Consider the following 24,866-nt stretch of genomic DNA (forward strand, 5'->3'; position numbering starts at 1 on the left):
CGCAGGTCAGAGGCCTGGATGAAACCTCAAGTAGCTCTCCAGGGTGCCGTGTTTCCATGAGCACGTCCGGCCGACGGCGCAGGAGACGGCCGACCAGCGCGAGTGCTGGAAATACAAGGAGTAGAGAATGAGCAAGTACGCAGGCAAGAAGGCTCTCGTCACCGGCGGCAGCAACGGCATGGGCCTGGCCATCGCCAAGCACTTCGTCGACGGCGGCGGCGAGGTCATCGTCACCGGCCGCAGCGAGAAGAACCTCCAGGACGCCAAGAACACCCTGGGCGCCAAGGGCCACACCGTGGTCTCCGACACCGCCGTCCTCTCGGACATCGACGCCCTCGCGGGTGCCGTCAAGGACACGCTCGGCTCGCTCGACTACGTGTTCGTCAACGCCGGCATCTCGGAGCTCGGCCCGCTGGAGCTGGTGACCGAGGAGTCCTACGACCGCCAGTTCAACATCAACACCAAGGGCGCGTTCTTCACCGTCAAGGCCCTGGCCCCGCTCATCAACGAGGGTGGCGCCATCGTCTTCACGACCTCGATCGCCGACGTCACCGGCACCCCCGGCATGGGCGTCTACTCGGCGTCGAAGGCCGCCCTGTGGTCCTTCGCCCAGGTGCTCGCCTCCGAGCTGCTCCCCCGCAACATCCGTGTGAACGCGGTGCAGCCGGGCTTCATCGACACCCCGACCGCCGGTGCCGCGGGCCTCTCCGCCGAGGAGCGCGCCGGCTTCCACGCGGTGGGCGACGCCATCACCCCGATGAAGCGCCACGGCTCGGTCGACGAGATCGCCGCCGCCGCGCTGTTCCTCGCCGCGGACGCCACCTTCACCACCGGCGTCAAGCTGCCGGTCGACGGTGGTCTCGCGCAGCACATCTCCGCCCCGCAGGAGGGCTGAGCAGCACCCCGCCGGGCATGTCTCGTCGAGACATGCCCGGGTGAGCACCACCCCAGGTCCGGCCCCCGCCCACGGCGGGGGCCGGACCCTTTTTCCTGCCCGGCGCTCAGTTGCCGAACGGGTGGTCGATGGCGAAGCGCCACTTGCCGTCCTCGCCGAGGCGCAGGACGTCGTTGCCGATGCCCTCGTGGTGCTCCTCGGTCCCGTCCGGGCCGGTGACGTCGATCGTCCAGTCGACGACCAGGAGCGCGGCGTCACCCGCCACGTAGGCGGTGCGCAGCTTGGCGTTCATCGTCGGCTTGAGGGAGAGGAACTCGGCCAGCGCGTCCTTCCGCTCCTGACCCGTCTTCGGGTTGCCGGGCTCCCACACCGTCACGGCGGTGTCGGTGTACAGCTGGTTGACCACATTCGGGTCACCGGTGTTGAACGCCTTCTGGTAGAGCTCAGTCATCTTGGTGGCGTCATCGGTGAGTTCAATTGCCATGGCGAATCCGGTCCCACTTTCATGTCGGTCGGCGAAGCTTTTCCGAAAAGCTAACCGACCCCGACTCACCCATCGCTCACCACAAGGTAACCGAACGCTCTCCGACGCGGATTCCACCGCCATGACCAGGGGCCTACCGGAACATTACCGAGCCCGAACGCGGCAATTAGCGACGGTCGGTAGATTCGATCGGGCTTCAGCTGTCTGCCTGTTTTCGATGATGAAGTCGGACAGTTCTTCTGTGCTTCTGCGATGAAAGGTCAGTCGAGCGCGATGACGGTCGAACACACCCCTGTCGTCAACGGTCCCGGAAACGGGAATGGTGCGGGCATCGCTGTGGTGGGAATTTCCTGCCGGCTCCCCGACGCCGCCGACCCGGGCGCATTCTGGACCCTGCTCCGCGACGGTTCGAGCGCCATCACCGAAGCACCGGAGGGACGCCTGGAGCACTCCACGCCGGCCGCGCAGGCCGGCGTGCGGCGCGGCGGCTTCCTCGACCGGGTGGAGGACTTCGACGCCGGGTTCTTCGGCATCTCCCCCCGCGAGGCCGCCGCGATGGACCCGCAGCAGCGGATCGTCCTCGAACTGGCCTGGGAGGCCCTGGAGGACGCCGGAGTCGTCCCCGCCACCCTCCGCGGCAGCCGCACCGCCGTGTTCGTCGGCACCCTCCGCGACGACTACGCCGGAATCGTCAACCGGTACGGCGACCAGGCCGTCACCCAGCACACCATGGCCGGCGTCAACCGCGGCGTCATCGCCAACCGCGTCTCCTACTTCCTCGGCCTGCAGGGCCCCAGCCTCACGGTCGACGCCGCCCAGTCCTCGTCGCTCGTCGCCGTCCACCTCGCCTGCGAGTCGCTGCGCACCGGCGAGTCCGACACCGCCCTCGCGGCCGGCGTGAACCTCAACCTGCTCACCGAGGCCGCCCTCGCCGAGGAGCGCTTCGGCGGCCTCTCGCCCGACGGCACCGCCTACACCTTCGACGCCCGCGCCAACGGCTTCGTCCGCGGCGAGGGCGCCGGCGTCGTCGTCCTGAAGCCCCTCGACCGCGCCCTCGCCGACGGCGACCGGATCTACGGCGTCATCCGCGGCAGCGCCGTCAACAACGACGGCGCCACCCCCGGCCTCACCGTGCCCAGCGCCGCCGCCCAGGAGCAGGTCCTGCGCGAGGCCTACACCAAGGCCGGCATCACCCCCACCGACGTGCAGTACGTCGAACTCCACGGCACCGGCACCCCCGTCGGCGACCCCATCGAGGCCGCCGCCCTCGGCGCCGTCCTCGGCGCGGGCCGCCCGGCCGGCGAGCCCCTGCACGTCGGCTCCGCCAAGACCAACGTCGGCCACCTCGAAGGCGCCGCCGGCATCACCGGGCTGATCAAGGCCCTGCTCAGCCTGACCCACCGCCAGCTCCCCCCGAGCCTCAACTTCGAGACGCCCAACCCGGCCATCCCGCTCGACGAACTCGGCCTCGCCGTGCAGCGCGAGCTGTCTCCCTGGCCGCACCCCGAGCGCGAACTGATCGCCGGAGTCTCCTCCTTCGGCATGGGCGGCACCAACGCCCACGTCGTCCTCGCGGAGAGCCCCGTCCGCGAGACCGCGGCCCCCGCCACGCGGACCGGCGGCCTCACCCCCTGGGTGCTCTCCGGGCGCACCCCCGAGGCGCTGCGCGCCCAGGCCGCCCGCCTGCACCAGGCCCTCGCCGACGGCACCACCGCGCCCGACGCGGCCGACATCGGCTGGTCGCTCCTCACCACCCGCACCCTCTTCGACCACCGGGCCGTCGTCCTCGGCGCCGGATCCGACGAACTCCTCGCCGCCACCGCCGCGTTCGCCGCCGGCACCCCGGCGCCCGGCGCCGTCAGCGGCGCCGCGGCAGAGGCGGGCAGGACGGCGTTCCTGTTCACGGGCCAGGGCGCGCAGCGTGCCGGGATGGGTCTGGAACTGGCCGATGCCTTCCCGGAGTTCGCGGAGGCGTTCGACGAGGTCGTCGGCGTCCTCGACGGTCTGCTGAAGGTCTCCCTGCGTGAGGTGATCGCCTCCGGCGAGAACCTCGATCGCACCGGGATGACGCAGCCGGCGTTGTTCGCGGTCGAGGTGGCTCTGTTCCGGCTGGTGGAGTCGTGGGGTGTCCGTCCGGACTTCGTGGCGGGTCATTCGATCGGTGAGCTCGCTGCCGCGCACGTCGCTGGGGTGCTGTCCCTTGAGGACGCCTGCCGGCTCGTGGCCGCGCGTGCGTCGCTGATGGACGCGTTGCCGTCGGGCGGTGCGATGGTGGCCGCGCAGGCGGCGGAGGACGAGGTTCTTCCGCTGCTGGAGGGCCGGGTGGCTGTGGCTGCCGTCAACGGTCCGACCTCTGTCGTGATCTCGGGTGACGAGGACGCCGTCCTCGCGGTCGCGGAGAAGCTGCGGGAGCAGGGTCGTAAGACCAAGCGGCTCACGGTCTCCCACGCGTTCCACTCCCCGCACATGGACGGCATGCTCGACGCCTTCCGCGCCGAGGCCGCCCGGCTCACCTACGCCGAGCCGACCATCCCCGTCGTCTCCACGCTCACCGGCCGTCTCGCGGAGGGGCAGGATCTGCGGACGGCGGAGTACTGGGCCGACCAGGTCCGTGGCGCGGTCCGCTTCGCCGACGCGGTCGGCACCCTGGAGGCCGCCGGAGTCGGCGTCTTCCTCGAACTCGGCCCCGACGGCGTCCTCTCCGCGATGACCCGCGACTCGGTCGCCGCCGTGGACAGCGTCACCGCCGTCCCCGTCCTGCGCCGCGACCGCGACGAGGCGCAGACCTTCACCGCCGCGCTCGCCGCCGCCTTCGTGCACGGCGCCCCCGTCGACTGGACCCGCTCCTTCGAGGGCGCGTCGCCGCGCCAGGTCGCCCTGCCCACGTACGCCTTCCAGCGGCAGCCGTACTGGGTCTCCGGCACCCCGCGCGCCGCGGCGGAGCTGCCCGCCGCCGCCCCGGCCGGGACGGAGGCCTCCGCGGCCCCGCGTGCCCACGGCGGCGCGTTCGCCCAGCGGCTCACCGGCCTCGGCGAGGCCGAGCGCCGTACCATCGTCGCCGACCTCGTCTTCGCCCACGTCGCTGCCGTCCTGGAGTACGCGAGCCCCTCGGCCGTCGACGCCCGGCTCCCGTTCAAGGACCTCGGCTTCGACTCGCTGATGTCGGTCGAGCTGCGGGAGTCCCTCGCCGCCGCGACCGGCCTCCGGCTGGCCAGCGGCCTGCTCTTCGACCACCCCACCCCGGCCGCCCTGGTCGAGCACCTGATCGCCGAGCTCACCGGCGTCCGTGACGCGGACGACGACCTGTTCACCCCGGCCGACGGCGCCGACGAGCCCATCGCGATCGTCGGCATGGCCTGCCGCTACCCGGGCGGGGTCGCCTCGCCCGAGGAGCTGTGGCGGATCGTCGCGGACGGCGTCGACGCCATCGGCGGCTTCCCCGAGGACCGCGGCTGGGCCGAGGACCTGTTCGACCCCGACCCGGACCGCAGCGGCCGCAGCGCCGTGAACCAGGGCGGCTTCCTGCACGGCGCGGGCTCCTTCGACGCCGGCTTCTTCGGCATCTCCCCCCGCGAGGCCCTCGCCATGGACCCGCAGCAGCGGCTCCTCCTGGAGACCGCGTGGGAGGCCGTCGAGCGCGCCGGGATCGATCCGGAGACGCTGAAGGGCAGCCGCACCGGCGTCTTCGTCGGCGCCACCGCGCTCGACTACGGGCCGCGGATGCACGAGGGCGCCGAGGCCGTCGAGGGCCACCTCCTCACCGGCACCACGCCCAGCGTCATGTCCGGCCGCATCGCCTACCAGCTCGGTCTCGTCGGCCCCGCCGTCACGATCGACACGGCCTGCTCGTCGTCGCTCGTCGCCCTCCACATGGCCGTCCGCTCGGTCCGGCAGGGCGAGTCCCGGATGGCCATCGCCGGCGGCGCCAGCATCATGTCGACGCCCGGCATGTTCGTCGAGTTCTCCCGCCAGCGGGGCCTCGCCGCCGACGGCCGCTCCAAGTCGTTCTCCGCCGCCGCCGACGGCACCTCCTGGGCCGAGGGCGTGGGCCTCCTCGTCGTCGAGCGGCTCTCGGACGCCCGCCGCCACGGCCACCGCGTCCTCGCCGTCATCCGCGGCACCGCGATCAACCAGGACGGCGCCAGCAACGGCCTCACCGCCCCCAACGGCCCCTCCCAACAGCGCGTCATCCGGCAGGCCCTCGCCGACGCCGGACTCACCGGCGCCGACGTCGACGCCGTCGAGGCGCACGGCACCGGCACCCGCCTCGGCGACCCCATCGAGGCCGAGGCCCTGCTCGCCACCTACGGCCAGGACCGGCCCGGCGACCGCCCCTTCTACCTGGGCTCGCTGAAGTCCAACATCGGCCACGCGCAGGCCGCCGCCGGCGTCGGCGGCATCATCAAGATGGTCGAGGCCATGCGCCACGGCGTCCTGCCCCGCACCCTCCACGCCGACGAGCCCAGCCCGCACATCGACTGGGAGGCCGGCGCGGCACGGCTCCTCACCGAGGAGACCCCGTGGCCCGAGGCCGGCCGGCCCCGCCGCGCCGCCGTCTCCTCCTTCGGCATCAGCGGCACCAACGCCCACGTCGTCCTGGAACAGGGCGACGAGGCCGAGGCCGAGGCCGAGGCAGCCGCCCCCGCCCCGGCAGCCGCCCCCGCCCTGTGGGTGCTGTCCGCCCGCGACCAGGACGCCCTGCGCGAGCAGGCCGCCCGCCTGCACGCCCACCTCGCCGACCACCCGGACACCGAGGCCGCCTCCGTCGGCGCCGCGCTCGCGACCCGTACCGCCTTCGAACAGCGGGCGGCCGTGTACGGCTCCACCGCCGAGGAACTCCTCACCGGGCTCGACGCGCTCGCCCGCGGCGCCGACGCCGCCCACGTCGTCACCGGCGACGCCGCCCGCGCCGGGCGCACCGCGTTCGTGTTCACCGGCCAGGGCGCCCAGCGCGCCGGCATGGGCCGCGAACTGTACGCCGCGCACCCGGTGTTCGCCCGTGCCCTCGACGAGGTCCTCGACAGCCTCGACCCGCACCTCGACCGGCCGCTGCGCGAGCTGCTGTTCGCCGAGCCGGGCAGCCCCGAGGCGGAGCTGCTCGACCTCACCACGTACACCCAGCCCGCCCTGTTCGCCGTCGAGGTCGCCCTCTTCCGGCTCCTCGCCCACCACGGGCTCGCCCCCGACCTGCTCGCCGGCCACTCCATCGGCGAACTCGCCGCCGCGCACGCCGCCGGCGTGTTCTCCCTCCCGGACGCCGCCCGCCTGGTCGCCGCCCGCGGCCGGCTGATGCAGGCCGCGCGGGAAGGCGGCGCGATGATCGCCGTCGAGGCCTCCGCCGACGAGATCACCGACAGCCTGAACGGCTACGAGGGCCGCGTCGCGCTCGCCGCCGTCAACGGCCCCACCGCCGTCGTCATCTCCGGCGACGCCGACGCCGCCGAGGAGATCGCCGAGGCGTGGCGCGCCCGCGACCGCAGGACCCGCAGGCTGACCGTCAGCCACGCCTTCCACTCCCCGCACATGGACTCCGTCCTCGACGAGTTCCGCCGCACCGCCGAGGAGCTGGAGTACCGCGAGCCCGCCGTCCCCGTCGTCTCCACCGTCACCGGCACGCTCGCCGAACCCGGGCAGCTCACCTCGCCCGCGTACTGGGTCACCCAGATCCGCGAGGCCGTCCGCTTCTTCGACGCCGTCCGCACCCTGGAGGAGCAGGGCGCGACCGTCTTCGTCGAGGTCGGCCCCGACGCCGTGCTCACCGCCATGGCCACCGGCTCCTTCGCCACCCCGGCCGCCCGCGCCTTCCCGCTGCTGCGGTCCGGACGCTCCGAGCCCGGCACCCTCCTCGCGGGCATCGGCGGCGCCCACGCCGCCGGCGCGCCCCTGGACCGCGCCTCGTTCTTCCCCGGGGCCCGGCCCGCGGCGGCCCTGCCCACGTACGCCTTCCAGCGCGCCCACTACTGGCTCGCGCCGCAGGCCTCCGGCGACGCCCGCAGCCTCGGCCTGGACGCGGCGGACCACCCGCTGCTCGCCACCACGGTCCGGCTCGCCGACCGCGAGGACGTCGTCCTCACCAGCCGCCTCTCCCTGAGCGCCCACCCCTGGCTGGCCGACCACACCATCGGCGGCACCGTCCTCGTCCCCGCCACCGCCTTCCTGGAGCTCGCCGTCGCGGCCGGCGACCAGACCGGCGCCGGCCGGGTCGAGGAGCTCACCCTGGAGGCCCCGCTCGTCCTGCCCCGCCAGGGCGCGGTCCGCGTGCAGGTCACCGTCGGAGCCCCCGACGCCACGGGCGCCCGCCCGTTCACCGTCCACTCCTCGCCCGAGACCCGGGTGAGCGACGACGCGGCGCCCCTCACCGACGGCGAATCCCTGTGGACCCGCCACGTCACGGGCGCCCTCGCCCCGGCGACCGGCACCGACGCCCCCGAGGACCTCCGCCAGTGGCCGCCCGCCGGCGCCACGGCCGAGCCCCTCGACGGCGTGTACGACCGCCTCCGGGACCTCGGATACGGCTACGGGCCCGCCTTCCAGGGCTTCACCGCCCTCTGGCGCGCCGGCTCCGACGTGTACGCCGAGATCCGGCTGCCGCAGGACCAGCACGAGCGGGCCGCCCGCTTCGGCGTGCACCCCGCGCTCCTCGACGCCGTCCTGCACCCGCTGGTCCTCGACGCCGCCAAGGACAGCTCCCCGGACGAGATCCGGCTGCCGTTCGCCTGGTCCGACACCGTCCTCCACGCCTCCGGGGCCACCGCCCTGCGCGTCCGGATCTCGCCCGCCGGACCCGACACGGTCTCCCTGCTGCTCGCCGACACCACCGGCGCCCCGGTGGCGTCCGTCGCGGCCCTCACCCTGCGGCCGGTGCCCAAGGCGCGCCTCGGCCGGGCCGCCGACACCACGCCCGACGCGCTGTACCGCGTCGAGTGGCAGGAGACCGGCGGACAGCCGGCCGGGGCCACGGCCGAGCCCGTCGTCCTCCGCGTCCCGCACACCGCCGACGCCGCCGACGACGACCGGCCGTCCGCGGCGCACGCCGCGGCCCGCACCGCGCTCGACCTCCTCCAGGCGCACCTGGCCGACGAGGCGGGCGCCGACGCTCCACTCCTCGTCGTCACCCACGGCGCGGTCGCGGCCCTGCCCGGCGACGCGGTCGGCGGACTCGCCGCCGCACCCGTCTGGGGACTCGTCCGCTCCGCCCAGGCCGAACACCCGGGCCGCATCGTCCTCCTGGACGTGGACACCGAGGAAGCCGGCCTGGACTCCGAGGTGTTCGCGCGGGCCCTCGCCGCCGGCGAGCCGCAGCTCGCGCTGCGCGACGGCCGCCTCCACGCGCCCCGCCTCGCCCGCGCCACCGCCACGCCGACAGCCGACGGCGAGGAGCGGCCGGCCGCCTTCGACCCGGACGGCACCGTCCTCGTCACCGGCGGCACCGGCGGCCTCGGCGCCCTCTTCGCCCGCCACCTCGTCACCGCCCACGGCGTACGCCACCTGCTGCTGAGCAGCCGGCGCGGCCCCGCCACCCCCGGCGCCGACGAGCTGACGGCCGAACTCACCGCCCTCGGCGCCCACGTCACCGTGGCCGCCGCCGACGCCGCCGACCGGGACGACGTCGCGACCCTGCTGGCCGCCGTCCCCGCCGCGCATCCGCTGACCGCGGTCGTGCACACCGCCGGCGTCCTCGACGACGCCACCGTCGCCGCCCTCACCCCCGAGCAGCTCGCCACCGTCCTCGCACCGAAGGTGGACGCCGCCTGGCACCTGCACGACCTCACCCGCGACCTGGGCCTGTCGGCCTTCGTCCTCTTCTCGTCGGTGTCCGGCATCACCGGCACCGCCGGACAGGCCAACTACGCGGCGGCCAACACCTTCCTGGACGCCCTGGCGGCCCACCGCCACGCCCAGGACCTGCCCGCCCTCTCCCTGGCCTGGGGCCTGTGGGACGCCCAGCAGGGCATGGGCGCCGGGCTCGGCGAGGCCGACCTGGCCCGCTGGACCCGCGCCGGCATCAACCCGCTCGACGCCGCCCGCGGCCTCGCCCTCTTCGACGCCGCCCTCGCCTCGGGCGACGCCCTCGCCGTCCCGGCCGCCTTCGACCTGCCGAAGCTCCGCGCCGCCGGCGAGCCGTCCGCCCTGCTGCGCCGGCTCGTCCCGGCCGCCGCCCGGACCCGCAGGGCCGTGGCGTCCGGCGCGGGCGCGGCCGGCTCGGACTGGGCCGGGCAGCTCGCCGCGCTCTCCGCGGAGGAGCGGGCCACCACCGTCGTCGACCTGGTGCGCGGCGTCGTCGCCACCGTCCTCGGCCACCCCGACGCCCGGTCCGTCGACCCCGAACGCGCCTTCAAGGACACCGGGTTCGACTCCCTCGCGGGCGTCGAGCTCCGCAACCGGCTGAACGCCGCCACCGGGCTCCGGCTCCCCGCCACCCTGGTCTTCGACCACCCCAGCCCGGCCGCGGTCGCCGCCTTCCTCCTCGGCAAGATCGACGGCGCCGCCTCCGCCGGGGCGCCCGCCGCCCCCGCGAAGAAGTCCGCCACCACGACCGCGAACGAGCCCATCGCCATCGTCGGCATGGCCTGCCGCTACCCCGGCGGGGTCTCCTCGCCCGGCGACCTGTGGCGGCTCGTCGCCGACGGCGTCGACGCCATCAGCGAGTTCCCCGTCAACCGCGGCTGGAACCTCGACGACCTGTACGACCCGGACCCGGAGCAGGCCGGCACCTCCTACGTCCGCCACGGCGGCTTCCTCCACGACGCCGACCTGTTCGACCGGGAGTTCTTCGGCATCTCGCCGCGCGAGGCCACCGCGACCGACCCGCAGCACCGGCTGCTCCTGGAGACCGCCTGGGAGACCTTCGAGAGCGCCGGCATCGACCCGGCGACCCTCCGCGGCTCCCACACCGGCGTCTACACCGGCGCCATGTACGACGACTACGCGGCCCGGCTGCCCGCCAGCCCCGAGGAGTTCGAGGGCTTCCTCCTCGCCGGCAACCTGTCCAGCGTCGTCTCCGGCCGGCTGTCCTACACGTACGGCCTCGAAGGCCCGGCCGTGACCGTGGACACCGCCTGCTCCTCGTCCCTGGTCGCCCTGCACCTCGCGGCCAACGCGCTGCGCAGCGGCGAGGTCGACCTCGCCCTCGCCGGCGGCGTCACCGTGATGGCGGGACCCAGCGTGTTCGTGGAGTTCTCGCGCCAGCGCGGACTCTCGCCCGACGGCCGCAGCAAGTCCTTCTCCGCGGACGCGGACGGCACCGGCTGGGCCGAGGGCGTGGGCCTGCTGCTCGTCGAGCGGCTGTCCGACGCCGTGCGCAACGGGCACCAGGTCCTGGCGGTCCTGAAGGGTTCGGCCGTCAACCAGGACGGTGCCAGCAACGGCCTCACCGCCCCCAACGGCCCCGCCCAGGAGCGCGTCATCCGGCAGGCCCTGACGGCCGCGGGCCTGACGTCCGCCGACGTCGACGCCGTCGAGGCGCACGGCACCGGCACCCGCCTCGGCGACCCCATCGAGGCCCAGGCGCTGCTCAACACCTACGGCCAGGACCGTCCGGAGGACCGCCCGCTCTACCTCGGCTCGCTGAAGTCCAACATCGGCCACTCCCAGGCCGCCGCCGGCGTCGGCGGCGTCATCAAGATGATCGAGGCCATGCGCCACGGCGTCCTGCCGCGCACCCTCCACGCCGACGAGCGCAGCCCGCACGTCGACTGGGAGGACGGCGCCATCGAGCTCCTCACCGAGGAGACCCCGTGGCCCGAGGCCGGCCGCCCCCGCCGCGCCGCCGTCTCCTCCTTCGGCATCAGCGGCACCAACGCCCACGTCATCATCGAGCAGCCGCCGGCGAAGCCCGCCGACGCGAAGGCGGCGCGGCCCGCGGCCACCCCGGCCGTCCCCGTCACCCCGTGGCTCCTCTCCGCTCGCGGCGAGGACGCGCTGCGCGCCCAGGCCGCCCGCCTCCACGCGTACGTCACCGAGAACCCCGGCACGGACCCCGCCGACATCGGCTGGTCCCTGGCCACCACCCGGGCCCTCCTCGACGACCGCGCCGCCGTCACCGCCGGCGGACGCGACGAACTCCTCGCCGGACTCGACGCCCTGGCCCGCGGCCAGGTCTCCCCGGACGTCGTCCGGGCCGCCGCCCGGCGCGGGAAGACCGCGTTCCTGCTGACCGGCCAGGGCTCCCAGCGACTCGGCATGGGCCGGGAGCTGTACGAGACCTCGCCCGTCTACGCCGCCGCGTTCGACGAGGTCTGCGGACGCCTCGACCAGGAACTGCCGCGCCCCCTGAAGGAGGTGCTGTTCGCACCGGCCGACTCCGCCGACGCCGCCCTCGTCGACCGGACCGCCTTCACCCAGGCCGCCCTGTTCGCCGTCGAGACCGCCCTGTTCCGGCTCCTCGAACACCACGGGATCACCCCGGACTACCTCCTCGGCCACTCCATCGGCGAGGTCACCGCCGCCCACCTGGCCGGCGTCCTCGACCTCGACCACGCCTGCGTCCTCGTCGCCGAACGCGGACGGCTCATGCAGGCCGCCCGCGAGGGCGGCGCCATGGCCGCGCTCCAGGCGACCGAGGAAGAGGTCCGCGACCTGCTGGCCGGGCTCCCCGCCGGCGCCGCCGTCACCGTCGCCGGACTCAACGGCCCGTCGTCCACGGTGATCTCCGGGGACGCCGACCACGTGGCGGCCCTCGCCGCCGCGTGGAAGGAGAAGGGCCGCAAGGCCAAGGTGCTGTCCGTCAGCCACGCCTTCCACTCCCCGCACATGGAGGAGGTCCTCGACGAGTTCCGGGAGGTCGCCGGCGGACTCGTCTACCACGCCCCCCGCATCCCCGTCGTCTCCAACCTAACCGGCGAGCTCGCCACCCCCGAACAGCTCGCCTCCGCCGACTACTGGGCCGGCCACATCCGCGAGGCCGTCCGCTTCCTCGACGGCGTCCGCACCCTGGAGGCCGCCGGCGTCACCGAGTGGATCGAGCTCGGCCCCGACGGCGTCCTCACCGCCCTCGTCCAGGGCTGCCTCACCGACGACGCCGGAGTCGTCGCCCCCGTCCTGCGGCGGGACCGCCCCGAGGCCCGCTCCTTCGCCGCCGTCCTCGGCCTGCTCGCCGCCTCCGGCGCGCCCGTCGACTGGGACGCCGTCTTCCCCGGCGCCCGCAGGACCGCCCTCCCGTCGTACGCCTTCCAGCACGCCCGGTACTGGCTCGACGGCCCCGCCGGCGGCACCGGCGACGCCAACGGCCTCGGCCTGTCCGGCACGGACCACCCGCTGCTCGGCGCCGCCGTCGCCCTCGCCGACCGCGACGAGTACGTCCTCACCGGCCGCGTCTCGCGCGGCGGCCACCCGTGGCTCGCCGACCACGCCGTCGCCGGAGTGACCCTCCTGCCCGGCACCGCCCTCCTCGACCTCGCGGCCCGCGCCGCCGAGGAGACCGGCGCGAGCCACGTCGAGGAACTCACCCTCGCCGCCCCGCTCGTCCTGCCGGAGACCGGCGCCCTGCACCTCCAGGTCGCCGTCGGCGCCGCCGACGACACCGGACGCCGCACCGTCGACGTCCACTCCCGGCCCGAGACGGACACCGACGGCACCGGCTGGACCCGGCACGCCACCGGCACGCTCGCCGCCGACCGCGCCCCCGAACCCGAGGCGCTCGCGGCCTGGCCGCCCGCCGGGGCCGAAGAGGTCGACCTGACCGGCGCGTACGACCGGCTCCTCGACCAGGGCTACGGCTACGGCCCGGTGTTCCAGGGCCTGCGACGGGTCTGGAAGGCCGAGGGCGAACTGTTCGCCGAGGTCGCCCTCGGGGAGGAGCAGCGCGCCGACGCCGCCCGCTTCGGGCTGCACCCCGCGCTCCTCGACGCCGCCCTGCACACCCTGCTCCCGGGCGTCGCCGACAAGGACGGCCGGTCCTGGCTGCCGTTCGCCTGGAGCGGCGCCGCCCTCCACGCCACCGGCGCCACCGCCCTGCGCGTACGCCTGGCCCTCACCAGCCCCGACCCCGACACCCTGCAGGCCGCGCTCACCGTCACCGACGGCGCCGGCACGCCCGTCGCCACCGTGGAGACCCTGCACCTGCGCCCGCTCTCCCTCGACGCCCTGCGCGCCGCCGGAGCGGGCACGCGGGACGGACTCCTCCGCGTCGCCTGGACGGCGCTGCCGGCCCCGGCGGGCGAGCCCGCCCTGCCCGAGGACCGCTTCGAGCTGCCGGCCGACGCGACGGACGTGTCGGACGTGCCGGCCGCGCCGGGACTGGTCGTCCTGCCGCTGCCGTCCGGCGGCGCGGTGACCGGCGAGGCGGCGCGCGACGCCGTGGCCCGGGTCCTCGACCTGGTGCGTTCCTGGCTGGCCGAGGAACGGTTCGCCGACGCGCGGCTCGCGGTCGTGACGCGCGGCGCCGTCTCCGTCGACGGCGGAGACGTCACCGACCTGCTGCACGCCGGTGTGTGGGGCCTCGTGCGGTCCGCGCAGACCGAGAACCCCGGCCGCATCGTCCTCCTCGACCTCGACCCCGACCTCGACCCGGCCGACGCGGCCGACGCCTCGGACCGGGCTCTCGCGGCCGTCCTGGCGGGCGGGGAGTCGCAGGTCGCGGTGCGGGCGGGGTCGCTGCTCGTGCCCCGCCTCGTGCGGGCCCAGGCCGACGCCGGCGCATCCGACAGCGCGTCCGGTGCCCGTTGGGACGCGGGGACGGTGCTGATCACGGGTGCCACGGGTGCGTTGGGTGCGGTTCTGGCCCGGCACGTGGTGGCCGAGCACGGTGCGAGGCATCTGCTCCTTGTCAGTCGTCGGGGTGAGAACGCCCCGGGTGCTGCCGAGTTGCGTGCGGAGCTGGAGGCCGCTGGTGCGTCGGTGACGGTCGCGGCGTGTGACGTGACGGACCGGGAGGCGCTGGCCGGGCTGCTGGCCGCCGTCCCCGCCGAGCAGCCGCTCACCGCCGTCGTCCACACCGCCGGCATCGTCGAGGACGGCGTCTTCTCCTCCCTCACGCGCAAGCAGCTCGACTCCGTGCTCCTGCCCAAGGTGGACGCGGCGTGGAACCTCCACGAGCTCACCCGCGACCTCGACCTCACCGCCTTCGTCCTCTACTCCTCGATCGCCGGCCTCCTCGGCACCGCCGGGCAGGCCAACTACGCGTCCGGCAACACCTTCCTCGACGCCCTCGCGGCCCACCGCAGGGCGCAGGGCCTGCCGGGTCTGTCGCTGGCCTGGGGCCTGTGGGCGGAGAGCAGCGAACTCTCCGGCAGCCTCACGGACGCCGACATCAAGCGCCTCGCCCGCTCGGGCCTGCTGCCGCTGCGTACGGCCGAGGCCATGGAGCTCTTCGACGCCGCCCCCGCCACCGGGGAAGCCGTCCTCGGCGTCACCCGCCTCGACACGGCGGCGCTGCGCTCCGCGGACACCGAACCGCCCGCCCTGCTGCGCGGCCTGGTCCGCCGGGCACCGAAGCGCGCGGCGGCCGGCACCACGGCCGAGCAGACCGGCGGCGCCACCCTCGCGGAGCGGCTCGCGGCCCTGTCGCCGGGCCAGCAGGAAGCGGCCCTCGTGGACCTGGTGCGGGCGCAGGTGGCCGGGGTGCTCGGGCACGCCGACCCGTCGGCGATCGACGCCGACCGGGCGTTCCAGGAGCTGGGCTTCGACTCGCTGACCGCGGTCGAGCTCCGCAACCGCCTCAACACGGCCACCGGTCTGCGACTGCCGACCACGCTGGTCTTCGACCACCCGAACCCCGGCGCCCTCGCCGCCCACCTGCGCGACCAGCTCGGCCTCGACGGAACCCCGTCCGCCGAACCCGTCCTCAAGGAACTCTCCCGCCTCACCTCGCTGATCAAGGAGGTGGCGGCGGCCGGCTCCGACGGCCAGGCGCTCCTCACCGCCCGGCTGCGCGAGCTGCTCAGCCTGGCGGAGACCGCAGGGGGAGAAGCCGCCCCCGGCGGCCGCGAGGACGACGACGCGGACCTGGAGAGCGCCAGCGACGAGGAGCTGTTCGCCCTGCTCGACGAGCTGGAGTGAGTACCGCACCGCGCGAACCGGCGCCCCACGCAGCACCACACCCAACGCCACAGCCATCGGCGGACCGCCGCCGCCACACGCACACCACCCCTGGGGGAGAGGACACCATGTCGGGCGAGGAGAAACTCCGCGATTACCTCAAGCGGGCCATCGCGGATGCCCGTGACGCGCGCAGGCGCCTGCGCGAAGTGGAGGACAGGCAGCAGGAACCCATCGCGATCGTCGGCATGGCCTGCCGCTACCCGGGCGGGGTCACCTCGCCCGAGGACCTGTGGCGGCTCGTCGCCGACGGCGTGGACGCGGTCTCCGACTTCCCGGACAACCGCGGCTGGGACGTCGACGCCCTGTACGACCCCGACCCCGAGAGTGTCGGCAAGACCTACGGGCGCGAGGGCGGCTTCCTCCACGACGCCGACCGCTTCGACCCGGAGTTCTTCGGCATGTCGCCGCGCGAGGCCGTGGCCGTCGACCCGCAGCAGCGCCTGCTGCTCCAGACGGCCTGGGAGGCCTTCGAGCGGGCCGGCATCGACCCCGACGGCGTCCGCGGCAGCCGCACCGGCGTCTTCACCGGCGTCATGTACAACGACTACGGCTCCCGCCCCCACCTGCCCCCGGAGGGCGTCGAGGGCTACCTGTTCAGCGGCAGCGCCGGCAGCATCGCCTCCGGCCGGCTCGCCTACACGTACGGCCTCGAAGGCCCGGCCGTCACGGTCGACACCGCCTGCTCGTCGTCGCTGGTCGCCCTGCACCTCGCGGCCAACGCCCTGCGGCGCGGCGAGTGCGACCTCGCCCTCGCCGGCGGCGCCACCGTCATGTCCACCCCGGTCGCCTTCATCGAGTTCTCCCGGCTCCGCGGCCTCGCCGCCGACGGCCGCTGCAAGTCGTTCTCGGCGGACGCGGACGGTACGGGTTGGGCCGAGGGCGTGGGCCTGCTGCTCGTCGAGCGGCTGTCGGACGCCGTGCGCAACGGTCACCAGGTCCTGGCGGTCCTGAAGGGTTCGGCCGTCAACCAGGACGGCGCGAGCAACGGCCTCACCGCCCCGAACGGCCCCGCCCAGGAGCGGGTCATCCGGCAGGCCCTGACGGCCGCCGGCCTGTCCGCCGCCGACGTCGACGCCGTCGAGGCGCACGGCACCGGAACCCGCCTCGGCGACCCCATCGAGGCCCAGGCCATCCTCAACACCTACGGAAGCGACCGCGAACGTCCCCTGTACCTGGGGTCGTTGAAGTCCAACATCGGCCACGCCCAGGCCGCTTCGGGTGTCGGCGGCGTGATCAAGATGGTGGAGGCGATGCGCCACGGCGTGCTGCCCCGCACTCTCCACATCGACGAGCCCACGCCGCACGTCGACTGGGAGAGCGGCGCCGTCGAGCTCCTCGCCGAAGAGACCCCGTGGCCCGAGGCCGACCGGCCGCGCCGCGCCGCCGTGTCCTCCTTCGGCTTCGGCGGCACCAACGCCCACGTCATCATCGAGCAGCCCTCGGCACCGGCCGCCGCCGAGGACGAGACGACGGAGCAGCCCGCACCGGCCGCGCAGGCCACCCCGGCCGTCCAGGCCGTCGACCTGCCGGTCGTGCCGTGGCCGGTCTCCGGCAAGACGCCGGAAGCCCTGACCGCCCAGGCCCGCAACCTGCTCACGGCCCTGGAGACCGCCGAGCCCGGCCTGCGTCCGGCGGACGTCGGTTTCTCGCTGGCCGCCGGGCGTGCGGTCCTCGATCACCGTGCCGTGGTCGTCGGTGACGACCGCGAGGCCCTGCTGTCGGGGCTGCGCGAGCTCGCCGAGGGCGGCACGGCCGCGTCGGTGGCGGTCGGCGCGGGCCGCTCGGGCAAGACGGCGTTCCTGTTCACGGGGCAGGGCGCGCAGCGTGCCGGGATGGGTCTGGAACTGGCCGATGCCTTCCCGGAGTTCGCGGAGGCGTTCGACGAGGTCGTCGGTGTGCTTGACGGTCTGCTGGAGGTGTCGCTGCGTGAGGTGATCGCCTCCGGCGAGAACCTCGATCGCACCGGGATGACGCAGCCGGCGTTGTTCGCGGTCGAGGTGGCTCTGTTCCGGTTGGTGGAGTCGTGGGGTGTCCGTCCGGACTTCGTGGCCGGTCATTCGATCGGTGAGCTCGCCGCCGCGCACGTCGCCGGGGTGCTGTCCCTTGAGGATGCCTGCCGGCTCGTGGCCGCGCGTGCGTCGCTGATGGACGCGTTGCCGTCGGGCGGTGCGATGGTCGCGGTCCAGGCCGCCGAGGATGAGGTCCTCCCGCTGTTGGAGGGTCGGGTCGCGATCGCGGCCGTCAACGGTCCGACCTCTGTCGTGATCTCGGGTGACGAGGACGCGGTCCTCGCGGTCGCGGAGAAGCTGCGGGAGCAGGGTCGTAAGACCAAGCGGCTCACGGTGTCCCACGCGTTCCACTCCCCGCACATGGACGGCATGCTCGACGCCTTCCGTAAGGAAGCGGCGAAGCTCTCCTACGCCGAGCCGACCATCCCGGTCGTGTCGACGCTGACCGGTCGTCTCGCCGAGGGTGAGGATCTGCGGACGGCGGAGTACTGGGCCGACCAGGTCCGTGGCGCGGTCCGTTTCGCCGACGCGGTCGGCGCCCTGGAGGCGGCCGGAGTCGGCGTCTTCCTCGAACTCGGCCCGGACGGTGTTCTCTCCGCGATGGCGGCGGAGTCCGTGCAGGACGGGACGCTCGTCGCCGGTCTGCGTCGTGATCGTTCCGAGCCCGACACCCTGGTGTCCGCTCTCGGGCAGTTGCACGTCGCCGGTGTGTCGGTGGACTGGGACGCGTACTTCGCCCCGGCCCGGCCCGGACGCGTCACTCTTCCCACGTATGCCTTCCAGACCCAGCGTTACTGGCTGGAGTCCGGCCCGGCAGCCCTGGCCGACAGCAGTGGTGGTCACCCGCTGCTCGGTGCGGCCGTCACCGTCGCCGGGTCCGAGGACACCCTCTTCACCAGCCGTATCACCCGCCACACCCACCCCTGGCTCGCCGACCACCGGGTCCTCGACACCGACCTCTTCCCGGGGACGGGCTTCGTGGAGCTCGCGACGGCGGCGGGCGAGCGCCTCGGTGCCGGCCGCGTCGAGGACCTGACCCTCGCGGCCCCGCTCGTGCTGCCGGCGTCCGGCGGTGTGCAGATCCAGGTCCTCGTCGGCGGCGCCGACGCCTCGGGCCGCCGGAGCGTGGGCATCTACTCCCGGCCCGACGGCGACGACGCAGCGGCCGGCCGGCCGTGGACGGCGCACGCCACGGGCACCCTCGCCCAGGTCGGCGCGGAGACCCCGGAGGGGCTGGCCGCCTGGCCGCCCGTCGGGGCCGCGGAGGCCGAACTCGCGGGTGTCTACGAGCGGTTGTCGGAGCTCGGCTACGGCTACGGCCCGGTGTTCCAGGGCCTGCGACGGGTCTGGAAGGGCGAGGGCGAGCTGTTCGCCGAGGTGGCGCTCGGGGAGGAGCAGCGCGCCGACGCCGCCCGCTTCGGGCTGCATCCCGCGCTCCTCGACGCGGCCCTGCACACCCTGCTGCCCGGCGTCGCCGACCGTAAGGGCCAGGAGGGCTTCCCGTTCTCCTGGTCCGGCGTCCAGGTGCACGCCCTCGGCGCGTCGGCGCTGCGGGTACGCCTCCGGCTCACCGGGCCCGAGTCGGTCGCGCTGACCGTCGCCGACGCCTCGGGCGCGCCGGTCGCCTCCGTCGAGGAGCTGGCGCTGCGGCCCCTCTCCCGGGAGGCGCTGCGCGCCGCGGCGACCCAGGTCCGCGACGGGCTGTACGCCGTCACCTGGACGGCCCTGCCCGCCCCGGCGGGCGAACTCGCCCTGCCCGAGGACCGTTTCGAGCTGCCGTCCGACGCCTCGGACCTGTCGGCGCTGTCCGCCCTGTCGACGGTGCCGGGCGTGGTCGTCCTGCCGTTGATGTCCGGTGGCGCGGTGTCGGGCGAGGCGGCGCGCGGCGCCGTGGCCCGGGTCCTGGGCGTGGTGCGTTCCTGGCTGGCGGAGGAGCGGTTCGCGGAGTCGCGGCTCGTGGTCGTGACGCGCGGCGCGGTCTCCGTCGGCGGCGGGGACGTGTCGGATCTGCTGCACGCCGGTGTGTGGGGTCTGGTGCGGTCCGCGCAGACCGAGAACCCGGACCGGATCGTCCTCGTCGACCTCGACGAGGAGACCGACGCGTCGGGCCGCGCTCTCGCGGCCGTCCTGGCGGGCGGGGAGTCGCAGGTCGCGGTGCGGGCGGGGTCGCTGCTCGTGCCCCGCCTCGTGCGGGCCCAGGCCGACGCCGGCGAAGCCGACGCGTCCGGTGCCCGTTGGGACGCGGGGACGGTGCTGATCACGGGTGCCACGGGTGCGTTGGGTGCGGTTCTGGCCCGGCACGTGGTGGCCGAGCACGGTGCGAGGCATCTGCTCCTTGTCAGTCGTCGGGGTGAGAACGCCCCGGGTGCTGCCGAGTTGCGTGCGGAGCTGGAGGGCGCTGGTGCGTCGGTGACGGTCGCGGCGTGTGATGTGACGGACCGGGAGGCGCTGGCCGGGCTGCTGGCCGCCGTCCCCGCCGAGCAGCCGCTCACCGCCGTCGTCCACACCGCCGGCGTCCTCGACGACGGGCTCATCGGCTCGCTGACCGCCGAGCGCCTCGACGCCGTGCTGCGGCCGAAGGTCGACGCGGCGTGGAACCTCCACGAGCTCACCCGCGACCTCGACCTCACCGCCTTCGTCCTCTACTCCTCGATCGCGGGTCTCCTCGGCACCGCCGGGCAGGCCAACTACTCCGCGGGCAACACCTTCCTGGACGCCCTCGCGGCCCACCGCCGCGCCCAGGGCCTGCCGGGTCTGTCGCTGGCCTGGGGCCTGTGGGCCGAGAGCAGCGAGCTCTCTGGCGGTCTGTCGGACGTCGACCTCCAGCGCATGGCCCGCTCGGGCCTGCTGCCGCTGCGTACGGCCGAGGCCATGGAGCTCTTCGACGCGGCCCCCGCCACCGGCGAGGCCGTCCTCGCGGTCAACCGCATCGACCTCGCCGCGCTGCGCGGCGGGAACGGCGACCAGCCGCTGCCGATGCTGCGGGCCCTGGCCCCGGCCGGGCCGCGCCGCGCCGGCTCCGCGAGCCACGGCGACGCCGCCCTGGCGGAGCGGCTCGCACCGCTGACGCCCGCGCAGCGGGACGCGGCCCTGCTCGACCTGGTGCGGGCGCAGGTGGCCGGGGTGCTCGGGCACGCCGACCCGTCGGCGATCGACGCCGACCGGGCCTTCCAGGAGCTGGGCTTCGACTCGCTGACCGCGGTGGAGCTCCGCAACCGCCTGAACACCGCTTCCGGTCTGCGCCTGTCGACCACGCTGGTCTTCGACCACCCGAACCCCGGGGCCCTCGCCGCCCACCTGCGCGACCAGCTCGGCCTCGACACGAACGCCCCGGCCGCCGCCGCGCCCGTGGCGACCGTCGACGTCACGGCGGACGAGCCGATCGCGATCGTCGGCATGGCCTGCCGCTACCCGGGCGGGGTCGCCTCGCCCGAGGACCTGTGGCGGCTCGTCGCCGGGGGCGTGGACGCCGTCTCCGAGTTCCCGGACAACCGCGGCTGGGACGTCGAATCGCTGTACGACCCGGACCCGGAGAGCGTCGGCAAGACGTACACCCGGCACGGCGGCTTCCTGCACGACGCCGACCGGTTCGACCCGGAGTTCTTCGGCATGTCGCCGCGCGAGGCCCTCGCCACCGACCCGCAGCAGCGCCTGCTGCTCCAGACCGCGTGGGAGGCCTTCGAGAACGCGGGCGTGGACCCCGGCGCCCTGCGCGGCAGCCGCACCGGCGTCTACACCGGCGTCATGTACCACGACTACGGCGCCGGGGCCGCGCACATCCCCGACGACCTGGAGGGGTACCGCGCCGCCGGCATCGCGGGCAGCGTGGCCTCCGGCCGCGTCTCGTACACCCTCGGCCTGGAGGGCCCGGCCGTCACGGTCGACACCGCCTGCTCGTCGTCGCTGGTCGCCCTGCACCTCGCGGCCAACGCCCTGCGCAGCGGCGAGTGCGACCTCGCCCTCGCCGGCGGCGCCACCGTGATGTCCACCCCGCTGACGTACGTGGAGTTCTCGCGCCAGCGCGGACTGTCCCCCGACGGCCGCTGCAAGTCGTTCTCGGCGGACGCGGACGGCACCGGCTGGGCGGAGGGCGTGGGCCTGCTGCTCGTCGAGCGGCTGTCCGACGCCGTACGCAACGGTCACCAGGTCCTGGCGGTGGTGAAGGGATCGGCCGTGAACCAGGACGGCGCCAGCAACGGCCTCACCGCCCCCAACGGTCCCTCGCAGGAGCGCGTCATCCGCCGGGCGCTCGCCGCGGCCGGACTGTCGACCGCCGACGTCGACGCCGTCGAGGCGCACGGCACCGGCACCCGCCTCGGCGACCCCATCGAGGCGCAGGCGCTGCTCAACACCTACGGCCAGGACCGGCCGGAGGACCGCCCGCTCTACCTCGGCTCGCTGAAGTCCAACATCGGCCACTCCCAGGCCGCCGCAGGCGTCGGCAGCATGATCAAGATGATCGAGGCCATGCGCCACGGCGTGCTGCCCCGCACCCTCCACGTCGGCGAGCCGACGCCGCACGTCGACTGGGAGACGGGCGCCGTGGAGCTCCTCTCGGAGGAGATCCCGTGGCCCGAGGCCGGCCGCCCCCGCCGCGCCGCCGTGTCCTCCTTCGGCATCAGCGGCACCAACGCCCACGTGATCATCGAGGAGCCCCCGGCCGCCGCCCCGCAGACCTCGCGGGACGACCGGCCGGCCGCGGACCTGTCCGTGGTGCCGTGGACGGTGTCCGGCCGCACCGCCCAGGCCCTCCAGGACCAGGCGGCACGCCTCGCCGCACTCGTCGAGGCCGAGCCCGGCCTGCGTCCGGCGGACGTCGGTTTCTCGCTGGCCGCCGGGCGTGCGGTCCTCGATCACCGTGCCGTGGTCGTCGGTGACGACCGCGAGGCCCTGCTGTCGGGGCTGCGCGAGCTCGCCGAGGGCGGCTCCAGCGCCTCCGTCGTGCGGGGCGCCGGCCGCTCCGGCAAGACGGCGTTCCTGTTCACGGGCCAGGGCGCGCAGCGTGCCGGGATGGGTCTGGAACTGGCCGATGCCTTCCCGGAGTTCGCGGAGGCGTTCGACGAGGTCGTCGGTGTGCTTGACGGTCTGCTGGAGGTGTCGCTGCGTGAGGTGATCGCCTCCGGCGAGAACCTCGATCGCACCGGGATGACGCAGCCGGCGTTGTTCGCGGTCGAGGTGGCTCTGTTCCGGCTGGTGGAGTCGTGGGGTGTCCGTCCGGACTTCGTGGCTGGTCACTCGATCGGTGAGCTCGCTGCCGCGCACGTCGCTGGGGTGCTGTCCCTTGAGGATGCCTGCCGGCTCGTGGCCGCGCGTGCGTCGCTGATGGACGCGTTGCCGTCGGGCGGTGCGATGGTGGCCGTGCAGGCGGCGGAGGACGAGGTTCTTCCGCTGTTGGAGGGTCGGGTCGCGATCGCGGCCGTCAACGGTCCGACCTCGGTGGTCGTCTCGGGTGACGAGGACGCGGTCCTCGCGGTCGCGGAGAAGCTGCGGGAGCAGGGTCGTAAGACCAAGCGGCTCACGGTGTCTCATGCGTTCCATTCCCCGCACATGGACGGGATGCTCGACGCCTTCCGTGCGGAGGCCGCCAAGTTGACGTTCGCCGAGCCTTCGATTCCGGTCGTGTCGACGTTGACGGGTCGTCTGGCGGAGGGTGGGGATCTGCGGACGGCGGAGTACTGGGCCGACCAGGTCCGTGGCGCGGTCCGTTTCGCCGACGCGGTCGGCGCCCTGGAGGCGGCCGGGGTCGGCGTCTTCCTCGAACTCGGCCCGGACGGTGTCCTCTCCGCGATGGCGGCGGAGTCCGTGCAGGACGGGACGCTCGTCGCCGGTCTGCGTCGTGATCGTTCCGAGCCCGACACCCTGGTGTCCGCTCTCGGGCAGTTGCACGTCGCCGGTGTGTCGGTGGACTGGGACGCGTACTTCGCCCCGGCCCGGCCCGGACGCGTCACTCTTCCCACGTATGCCTTCCAGACCCAGCGTTACTGGCTGGAGTCCGGCCCGGCAGCCCTGGCCGACAGCAGTGGTGGTCACCCGCTGCTCGGTGCGGCCGTGACCGTCGCCGGGTCCGAGGACACCCTCTTCACCAGCCGTGTCACCCGCCACACCCACCCCTGGCTTGGCCGCCACGCGGTCGGGGACGCGGTCGTCGTGTCCGCCGGCTCGTTCGTCGAGCTGCTGGTCCGTGCCGGTGACGAACTGGGCGCGGACACCGTCCACGGGCTCGCGCTGCACGCGCCCCTGGTGCTGCCCGCCTCCGGCGACGTACAGCTCCAGGTCCGGGTGGGCGGGCCGGACGAGGACGGGCTGCGGCCGTTCGCCGTGCACGCCAGGGCCGACCGGCCCGGCGCGGAGTGGACCCTGCACGCCGACGGCACGCTGGGCGACGCGGGACCGGACGCGGAGGCCGAGGTCTCCGGTGCCGGGGCGTCCGCCCCCGAGGTGGCGCTCGCGGACGAACTCGCGGCCGAGGCCGAGCGGTTCGGCCTGCACCCGGAGCTGATCGACGGGGCGCTGCTGCGGCATCCGTTCCCGCAGGAGGCGGACGCGGACGGGGTGCTCGTGGCCGTCGCGTGGAGCGACGTCCGGCTGTACGCCACCGGCGCCACCGCCGTACGCGCCCACCTGACCGCCACCGGAGCCGGAGACGGCGCCGAGGCGCTCACGGCCGCGCTGCTGCTGACCGACGCCGCCGGTCAGCCGGTGCTCTCCGCCGCTTCCGTCACCTTCCAGGAGATCCCGTACGCGGCCTTCGCCACGCCCGGGTCGGAGGACGAGAGCGCGGGGCGGGCGCCGCGCGAGGCGGCCCGGGCCTCCCGTCGTACGGCCGTGTCCCAGGCCGTGTCCGCCGAGTCGCTCGCCGACCGGCTCGCCGGGCTCGACGACGAGGCGCGGTCCCGGACCGTGCTCGCCCTGGTGCGGAGCAAGGTCGCGGAGGTGCTCGGGCACTCGGACGCGGACGCCGTCGAGCCGGGGCGGGCCTTCCAGGAGTTGGGCTTCGACTCGCTGACCGCGGTCGACCTGCGCAACCGCCTGGGTGCCGCGGCCGGGATGAAGCTGCCGGCCACGCTGGTCTTCGACCATCCGACGCCCGCCGCGCTCGCCGCCGGCCTGCTGGAGCTCGCGACGTCGGGCACGTCCGGCAGCGGCGCGGTGCTCGACGAACTCGACCGCGTCGAGGCCGGGTTCGGGGCGCTCGCCGACGACGAGGAGGCCCGTGCGGCGGTCTCGGCGCGGCTCATGGAGCTCCTGGAGACACTCGGCGCCCCGGTCGCGTTCGCCGCGGCCGCCCAGGAGGCGCCGGCCGCGGCCGAGGAGGAGGCGGATCTGGCCGAGCGGCTCGGTTCGGCTTCCGCCGAGGACCTGTTCGCGTTCATCGACAGCGAGCTGGGCGGTGACCCCGTGAACTGACGGTCCCGCGCCACCGACGTCCCCTTCCCTT

4 protein-coding genes are annotated in these 24,866 nt (G+C 74.8%); 3 read left to right on the forward strand and 1 reads right to left on the reverse strand.

Annotated features, from left to right (window positions below):
- Window positions 1–127: 127 nt before the first annotated feature.
- Window positions 128–895 (forward strand): SDR family oxidoreductase, encoded by a 768-nt coding sequence (locus HHL19_RS13380; RefSeq protein ID WP_169089088.1) that lies wholly within the window; start codon window positions 128–130, stop codon window positions 893–895.
- Between the two features lie 106 nt (window positions 896–1,001).
- Here HHL19_RS13380 and HHL19_RS13385 read toward each other — a convergent pair whose 3' ends face one another.
- Window positions 1,002–1,379, reverse strand: coding sequence for an SgcJ/EcaC family oxidoreductase (locus HHL19_RS13385; protein WP_169089090.1), 378 nt, complete (start codon window positions 1,377–1,379; stop codon window positions 1,002–1,004).
- Between the two features lie 336 nt (window positions 1,380–1,715).
- Between HHL19_RS13385 and HHL19_RS13390 the strand changes: the two genes are divergently transcribed.
- Both HHL19_RS13390 and HHL19_RS13395 read left to right on the forward strand, forming a co-directional pair.
- The gene (locus HHL19_RS13390; protein WP_346768586.1) at window positions 1,716–15,377 is read left to right on the forward strand and encodes an SDR family NAD(P)-dependent oxidoreductase; all 13,662 of its coding nucleotides are present in this window, start codon (window positions 1,716–1,718) and stop codon (window positions 15,375–15,377) included.
- Between the two features lie 107 nt (window positions 15,378–15,484).
- Complete coding sequence (locus HHL19_RS13395) at window positions 15,485–24,835, forward strand: type I polyketide synthase (RefSeq protein ID WP_169089093.1); 9,351 nt, start codon at window positions 15,485–15,487, stop codon at window positions 24,833–24,835.
- The last annotated feature ends 31 nt before the right edge of the window (window positions 24,836–24,866 follow it).

It is taken from the genome of Streptomyces sp. R302 (assembly GCF_012927245.1).
In the GTDB taxonomy this organism is placed as follows: Bacteria; Actinomycetota; Actinomycetes; order Streptomycetales; family Streptomycetaceae; genus Streptomyces.

Coding starts and splice junctions, on each gene's coding strand:
- HHL19_RS13380 (WP_169089088.1), top strand. CDS start 128: ATGAGCAAGTACGCAGGCAAGAAGGCTCTCGTCACCGGCGGCAGCAAC.
- HHL19_RS13395 (WP_169089093.1), top strand. CDS start 15,485: ATGTCGGGCGAGGAGAAACTCCGCGATTACCTCAAGCGGGCCATCGCG.
- HHL19_RS13385 (WP_169089090.1), bottom strand. CDS start 1,379: ATGGCAATTGAACTCACCGATGACGCCACCAAGATGACTGAGCTCTAC.